General features: G+C 40.3%; 6 protein-coding genes and 1 CRISPR repeat array. All 6 genes read left to right on the top strand.

Translation table 11 applies throughout. The features are described from left to right. The coding region (gene cas6, locus H8876_RS01050) for a CRISPR system precrRNA processing endoribonuclease RAMP protein Cas6 (protein WP_249286172.1) at positions 1-211 on the top strand (211 nt) is incomplete at its 5' end. Positions 212-214: 3 nt separating this feature from the next. Further along, the gene (cas10, locus tag H8876_RS01055; protein WP_249286173.1) at positions 215-2,557 is read left to right on the top strand and encodes a type III-A CRISPR-associated protein Cas10/Csm1; all 2,343 of its coding nucleotides are present in this window, start codon (positions 215-217) and stop codon (positions 2,555-2,557) included. Beyond that, complete coding sequence (gene csm2, locus H8876_RS01060; protein ID WP_249286174.1) at positions 2,535-2,921, top strand: type III-A CRISPR-associated protein Csm2; 387 nt, start codon at positions 2,535-2,537, stop codon at positions 2,919-2,921. The genes cas10 and csm2 overlap by 23 nt, the downstream gene beginning before the upstream one ends. 13 nt (positions 2,922-2,934) lie before the next feature. After that, on the top strand, positions 2,935-3,603 hold the full coding sequence (csm3, locus tag H8876_RS01065; RefSeq protein ID WP_249286175.1) for a type III-A CRISPR-associated RAMP protein Csm3: 669 nt from the start codon (positions 2,935-2,937) through the stop codon (positions 3,601-3,603). Positions 3,604-3,605: 2 nt separating this feature from the next. Next, positions 3,606-4,538 carry a type III-A CRISPR-associated RAMP protein Csm4 gene (gene csm4 / locus H8876_RS01070; RefSeq protein ID WP_249286176.1) on the top strand — a complete coding sequence of 311 codons (933 nt, stop codon included), beginning with the start codon at positions 3,606-3,608 and terminating at the stop codon, positions 4,536-4,538. A gap of 1 nt (position 4,539) precedes the next feature. Then, positions 4,540-5,646 (top strand): type III-A CRISPR-associated RAMP protein Csm5, encoded by a 1,107-nt coding sequence (csm5, locus tag H8876_RS01075; RefSeq protein WP_249286177.1) that lies wholly within the window; start codon positions 4,540-4,542, stop codon positions 5,644-5,646. 132 nt (positions 5,647-5,778) lie between these two features. Beyond that, positions 5,779-6,242: direct repeats of the CRISPR family, unit length 36 nt; unit sequence ATAGAAACTTATAGAACCCCGACAGGGGACGGAAAC. The last annotated feature ends 73 nt before the right edge of the window (positions 6,243-6,315 follow it).

Here is a 6,315-nt window from a genome sequence, read left to right on the forward strand (position 1 = left end):
AGAGACAGATTCATTACATAGTACACAATTTTATTTGGAGCATACTAAAATCCCATCGTTTATGGGACGAATCACATTAAAGATAACTGGACCGCAACAATTTGTGAACTTAATGCATCTTCTGATACGTATCGGAGAATATGCAGGTATCGGCATCAAAACAGCCATGGGAATGGGTGCTGTGGAAATCACAGAACGAAAGGAGAAGTGATCCATGAAGGAACAAAAACTTGCGCTTATCACAGGCGCATTACTTCATGACATCGGGAAAGTTTTGTTCCGTTGCCATGAAGGAGGGAAAACACATTCAGAATCTGGGAGTGAGTGGTTAAAAGAAATCGGGATTTCAGATAAGAGCATCCTCGCTCAGGTTAAATATCATCACAGTAAAGAAATCCACAGTGCAGGCACAGCACTGTCATCTGACTCCCTGGCATACATAACATACTGGGCGGACAATGTAGCGGCCGGTGCAGATCGCAGAGACAACGAAACGGAACAGGCGGGGAAGCTTTATGTGAGAGATGCATCTCTGGAGAGTGTTTTTAATATTCTCAACGGTAATAAAGAAGCAAACGTATATGCCTCAGGAATCATGGAAGATGATGGTGCTATCAATTATCCTGTTTCTGAAAAGAAGACGATCACACCAGAGACATATAGCAGGATCCTGGACAATATAAAAGATGCCTTAAAAGACATGAAGTTCACGGAAAAAAGCATCAATTCACTTTTAGAAATCCTGGAGGCGAATCTTTCCTTTGTACCTTCGTCAACAGACAACAGTCAGTTGTGTGATATTTCTCTTTTTGACCACATGAAGATCCCGGCAGCAGTGGCATCAGCCCTTTGGGATTATGCAGAGGAGAATCAGATCACAGATTATAAAACCGCTTTTTATAGTAAAGGTTCTGCATTTTATGATCAGCCGGCATTCCTGCTCTGCAGCATGGATATTTCAGGAATCCAGAATTTCATTTATACAATAGCAGCTACTAAGGCGTTGAAAAACCTGAGAGCAAGATCCTTTTATCTGGAACTTATGATGGAGCACATCGTAGATCAGCTGTTGGATCAGTTAGAGTTGTCGAGAGCAAACTTGCTTTACACTGGTGGGGGGCATGCATATTTACTGCTTCCGAACACAGCATTCTGCAAAGATGCGGTCGAGGGTTTTCGTAAAGATCTGAACCAGTGGTTTCTAAAGAATTTCGGGATCGATCTGTATATGGCGATTGGATATGCAGAATGTTCTGCAAATGAACTGATGAATCTGCCCAACGGAAGCTACCAGAAGATTTTTCATCGTGTTTCAGAAAAGCTCACCTATGCGAAATCTCATCGCTATACAGCTCAGGAAATTGCCGTATTGAATGCACAGACGCAGGAAGAACACGAGCGAGAATGCATTGTGTGCGGTCGAAGTGATAGATTAGTAAGTGAGAATAAATGTGAAGTTTGTGATGCATTGGAAGCACTGTCAAACGATATTATAGAAAAGGATTTTATTGTTATTTTATCAGACAAACCAGCAGAAAAGGCGCTGATCCTGCCTGGAAATTATTATATGCTCATGGAAAACAGAGAACAGGTGCGTACAAGGATGCAGACGGAGGGTTCTTATGTTCGCTGTTACGGCAAGAACAGGCGCTTCACAGGTGAAAATCTATCTGCAAAGCTTTGGATCGGCGACTACAGCAGTGCAAAGGAATTTACAGAGCTTGCATCTGCATCCCATGGAATCAAACGTCTCGCTGTACTTCGAGCCGATGTGGACAACCTGGGGCAGGCTTTTGTGGCTGGATTTGAGGGAAAAAACACCAGTCTTTCCAGAACGACTACTTTTTCCCGCAAGCTGTCAGAGTTTTTTAAGCTCCACATTAATTATATTCTGCAAAATCCGGAGTTTTCTTTTGGAAAGGATGCTCCGCAGCGAAGGAATGCTCTTATCGTTTATTCCGGCGGTGACGATGTGTTTCTTATAGGTGCATGGGATGATGTGATCGGTTTTGCAATCGATCTGCAAAACAGTCTACAGAAATATACGCAAGATACACTAACGATTTCCGCAGGAATCGGACTATATCCTGAGAAATATCCGGTTTCAGCTATGGCATATGAAACCGGAATCCTGGAAGATCTGTCAAAATGTGCAGAAGGAAAAAATACAGTAACTCTTTTTGAAGGAGAGCATTCCTATCATTGGGATCGGCTCAGAGAAAAGGTGATAGATGAAAAGCTGGATCTGATAAACCGATATTTTGCTATCAATCACCTGGAAAAAGGCAACAGTATGCTGTACAAGCTGCTGGAATATATCCGTTCTTTGGAGGATAACAAAATCAATCTGGCTCGTTATGCCTATCTTCTGGCACGGTTGAAACCGATGCAGGGCGATGATGAGGGAAAAGAGAAGATTTATCAGGAATTCTCACAGAATATGTATCGGTGGATCAAAGATGAGAATGATAAGAAAGAACTGATAACAGCAATTTACTTATATGTGTATTTGAATCGAAGCAAGGAGGGCGAAGATGGAAAAGCTGACACAAACTAATTATGTGGATCTGGCAGAAAAGGTAATTGTAAAAGATCTGGAACGGGACAAAAGAGGAAATTTCAGACTGACAAATTCAAAAATCAGAAATCTCCTTTCTTTGGTAAATAATTTGTATACAGATGTAGCACGTACTGGTGGCTCTGATGAAAAGCTGTCAGAAACGATCGAAGGAAAAATACAATATATACGCCTGCGTTTTGTTTATGAAGCAGGTCGTGAAAAAAGCGTGAAGGATTTTGTAGAAAAGGCCGATATTATCAAACATTTGCAGCGAATCGAGACGAGAAGCGATCTACTTTTATTCTGCAGATACATGGAAGCACTGGTAGCTTATCACAAGTTTAATGGCGGAAGAGATTAGAGGAGGAACAAAGATGTACGGTAAAATTGAAATTTCAGGTAAAATAGAACTTTTAACAGGTATGCATATCGGAGCATCGGATAGTTTCGCTGCTATTGGAGCTATAGATACTCCTGTAATCAAAGATCCTATCAGCGGTCTCCCCATCATTCCAGGAAGCAGTTTAAAGGGTAAAATGAGAACGCTTTTAGCAAAAGCGTATAATGAAAAACCCTTTGTAAAATGGGAAGAAGATGATGAAAAAATCATTCGTGTATTTGGAACCAGTAAAAGTGTGAAAAGCGGTCATCCGGTTAATTCCCGTATCCTGTTCTCAGATGTTATTATGGAAAATATGGAAGAGATCAAGTCTCGCGGAGTAGAGTCATCTACAGAAGCAAAAGAAGAAAATGCGATCAACAGAGTGACTGGAATTGCAAACCCTAGAGTGATCGAACGTGTTATCAAAGGTGCAACCTTCCCATTGAGCATCATTTATAACGTAGATAATGAGGAGGAATTGGTGGAAGATTTTCATACGATTGCAGATGGTCTGAAATTATTACAGTATGATTATATCGGAGGACACGGTTCCAGAGGATATGGCAGGATCTCCATCTCGAATCTGCAGCTGGATGTGGTTGTTGGTGATGTGAAAGAAGAATTACTAAGCCAGTGCGAAGCGATTGTTGAGGAAGTTTAGATATGGAATATTGTATTTATAAATTCAATTTTAAAACAGCTGTCCATATTGGAAGCGGGAAATTATCAGATGGTGAAATGACATTCCATGCCGATACATTATTTTCTGCACTATGTCAGGAAGCTTTGCAAATAGGCGGAGAAGATATGCTTCAGGAATTGATTTCCTATGTAGAAAAAGATCAGTTAAGGATATCGGATTGTTTCCCGTTTGTGCAAAAAAATCACTATTATATTCCAAAACCGATGAAAGCTGTATCGCATGAGCAGGACAGCAGCACAGATCGAAAAGCTTTTAAAAAGCTGAAGTATCTCCCTGTGGAAAAGCTGGAGGAATATTTAAATGGAACTCTTGATGTGGTACAAGAAAACGCAGTTTTCGCCGCCCATTCTGGCGTATATTCTGTGAAGACCAGTGCAGCCATATCAGAAATTGAAGATACAAAACCTTATTCTATTGGGTTATGGAATTTCCCACAGGACTCAGGGTTGTACTTTATTTTAGGATATGAATCCGATGAAGTGAATTATTTTATCGGAGATTTGATGGACAGTCTTTCTTATAGTGGAATAGGTGGTAAAAGGTCTGCCGGGATGGGAAGATTTGAATGCAGTGTGGATCGTATTCCGGAAATCATGCAGCAACATATCGATGCAAAGGATGGAAAGCAATTCATGGCTCTTTCTATCTGCATGGATGAACAAGGCACTTTGGAAGATGTGATTTCGAATGCAGAGTATTTGCTGATAAAGCGGAGTGGTTTCGTCGCATCCAGTAGCTATGCTGAAAACTTTCAGAAGAAGAAAAATCTGTATGTGTTCCGTGAAGGTTCTTGCTTTTCGCGGAAATTTGACGGAGCGGTGTTTGATGTGTCATGTGGCGGAAGTCATCCGGTATACCGATATGCTAAAACGATGTGGATGAAGGTGGATTGATATGAGACAGTTTTTACATAGACATAAGATCGTATTAAATACTTTGGGACCGGTATTCATCGGGGATGGCAGGGAACTGGTGAAGCGAGAATATGTTCTGAACAAAAGAGAACGTAAAGTAACGGTGATCGATCAGTCCAAGTTTTTTCAGTATTTGACACAGATGAAAAAACTGGAAAGCTATGAACAGTATATTTTACGAAAGAGCGGTTCTCTGCAAAGTTGGATGTATGAAGAAAGGATTTCCTTTCAGGATATGAAAACGTTTGCTGCTTATGAATATAGCTGCGGCGATGTAGCTGAACTAAATACGATGAAGAATATACTAACGTTCATCAAAGATCCCTATGGAATGCCGTATATCCCAGGGAGCAGCTTAAAAGGAGCTGTTCGCACAGTGCTTCTTGGTTCCGATATTTTACGTCATCATGAAAAGTATTCTCATGCAGCAGACTATTTTTCACAGCGAACATCCTTTGATCGAAGCAATATGAGAGAAATCGATCGTGAAATCAAACGTGCAGAAGAAATTCGATTTTGTACGAAGAAAAAAGATGAAAAGAATCAGACCGTGAATGATATCATGAATGGTTTGCATATAGGTGACAGCAAGCCTCTTTCGCTGGATGATCTGACATTGTGCCAGAAAATAGATGTACATGTAGATGGATGTGAAAAGGATCTTCCTATTTTAAGGGAATGTATCAAGCCAGGGACAAGACTGGAATTTAATATTACGATTGATGATACAGAGTGTCCTCTGACGATCGAACAGATCCGTAGCAGTATCAACGTATTTTTGCAGGGGTATAATAAATTGTTTTTAGAAAAGTTCCAGGAAGAAACTCCTTATGTTAAAGACGTTATATATCTTGGCGGCGGAGCAGGGTTTGCAACGAAAACGGTGCTGCATGATTTGTTGAAGAATAGTAAAACTAGATCTAAAACGATCGGTAGCATTCTAAATTTAAAATTACCGCGTAAAGCACAGATGGAACATAAACACGATTTAGATTATAAAGCAGGCGTTTCTCCACATACCTGTAAACTAACGGAGTATGAAGGCGGCCTGTATCAAATGGGAGCGTGCAGCATTGAAATCATATGATTTAAGCCGTTGTGTAAATTTCAATTGTTATAGCAATTTAAAAAGATTTTTTTTCATGGATTTGCGGTGTTTTTCTTTTCCGCCGCAGATCCAGTGGAACAGCATTGCAATGAAAGCGATCCAGGCTACAGGATAGAAACTTATAGAACCCCGACAGGGGACGGAAACGTCAACTTAATTTGTTTTTTCTTACCTTGTAAATAGAAACTTATAGAACCCCGACAGGGGACGGAAACTTTTGACATTTGTTCTTTCGCGGCGTCCGACGTGATAGAAACTTATAGAACCCCGACAGGGGACGGAAACAATTTATACATTCTTTTGTTCCTCCTATTAGGTTCTTTATAGAAACTTATAGAACCCCGACAGGGGACGGAAACTCATCAACTGACTTCCAAAATAAAGAAAATCGTCTAATAGAAACTTATAGAACCCCGACAGGGGACGGAAACGATAACAGTTATCTTTATCCATTGTCTTAAATACTAATAGAAACTTATAGAACCCCGACAGGGGACGGAAACCAATTTCAAAATATCATAAAACAATATAGCAAGCTGATAGAAACTTATAGAACCCCGACAGGGGACGGAAACGTCAACTTAATTTGTTTCTTCTTACCTTGTAATCCGACGAGATAGAATCTTATAGAACGGACGGAAACTTTTG

The organism is Lentihominibacter faecis, assembly GCF_014306095.1.
In the GTDB taxonomy this organism is placed as follows: domain Bacteria; phylum Bacillota; class Clostridia; order Peptostreptococcales; family Anaerovoracaceae; genus Lentihominibacter; species Lentihominibacter faecis.

Coding starts and splice junctions, on each gene's coding strand:
- cas10 (WP_249286173.1), top strand. CDS start 215: ATGAAGGAACAAAAACTTGCGCTTATCACAGGCGCATTACTTCATGAC.
- csm2 (WP_249286174.1), top strand. CDS start 2,535: ATGGAAAAGCTGACACAAACTAATTATGTGGATCTGGCAGAAAAGGTA.
- csm3 (WP_249286175.1), top strand. CDS start 2,935: ATGTACGGTAAAATTGAAATTTCAGGTAAAATAGAACTTTTAACAGGT.
- csm4 (WP_249286176.1), top strand. CDS start 3,606: ATGGAATATTGTATTTATAAATTCAATTTTAAAACAGCTGTCCATATT.
- csm5 (WP_249286177.1), top strand. CDS start 4,540: ATGAGACAGTTTTTACATAGACATAAGATCGTATTAAATACTTTGGGA.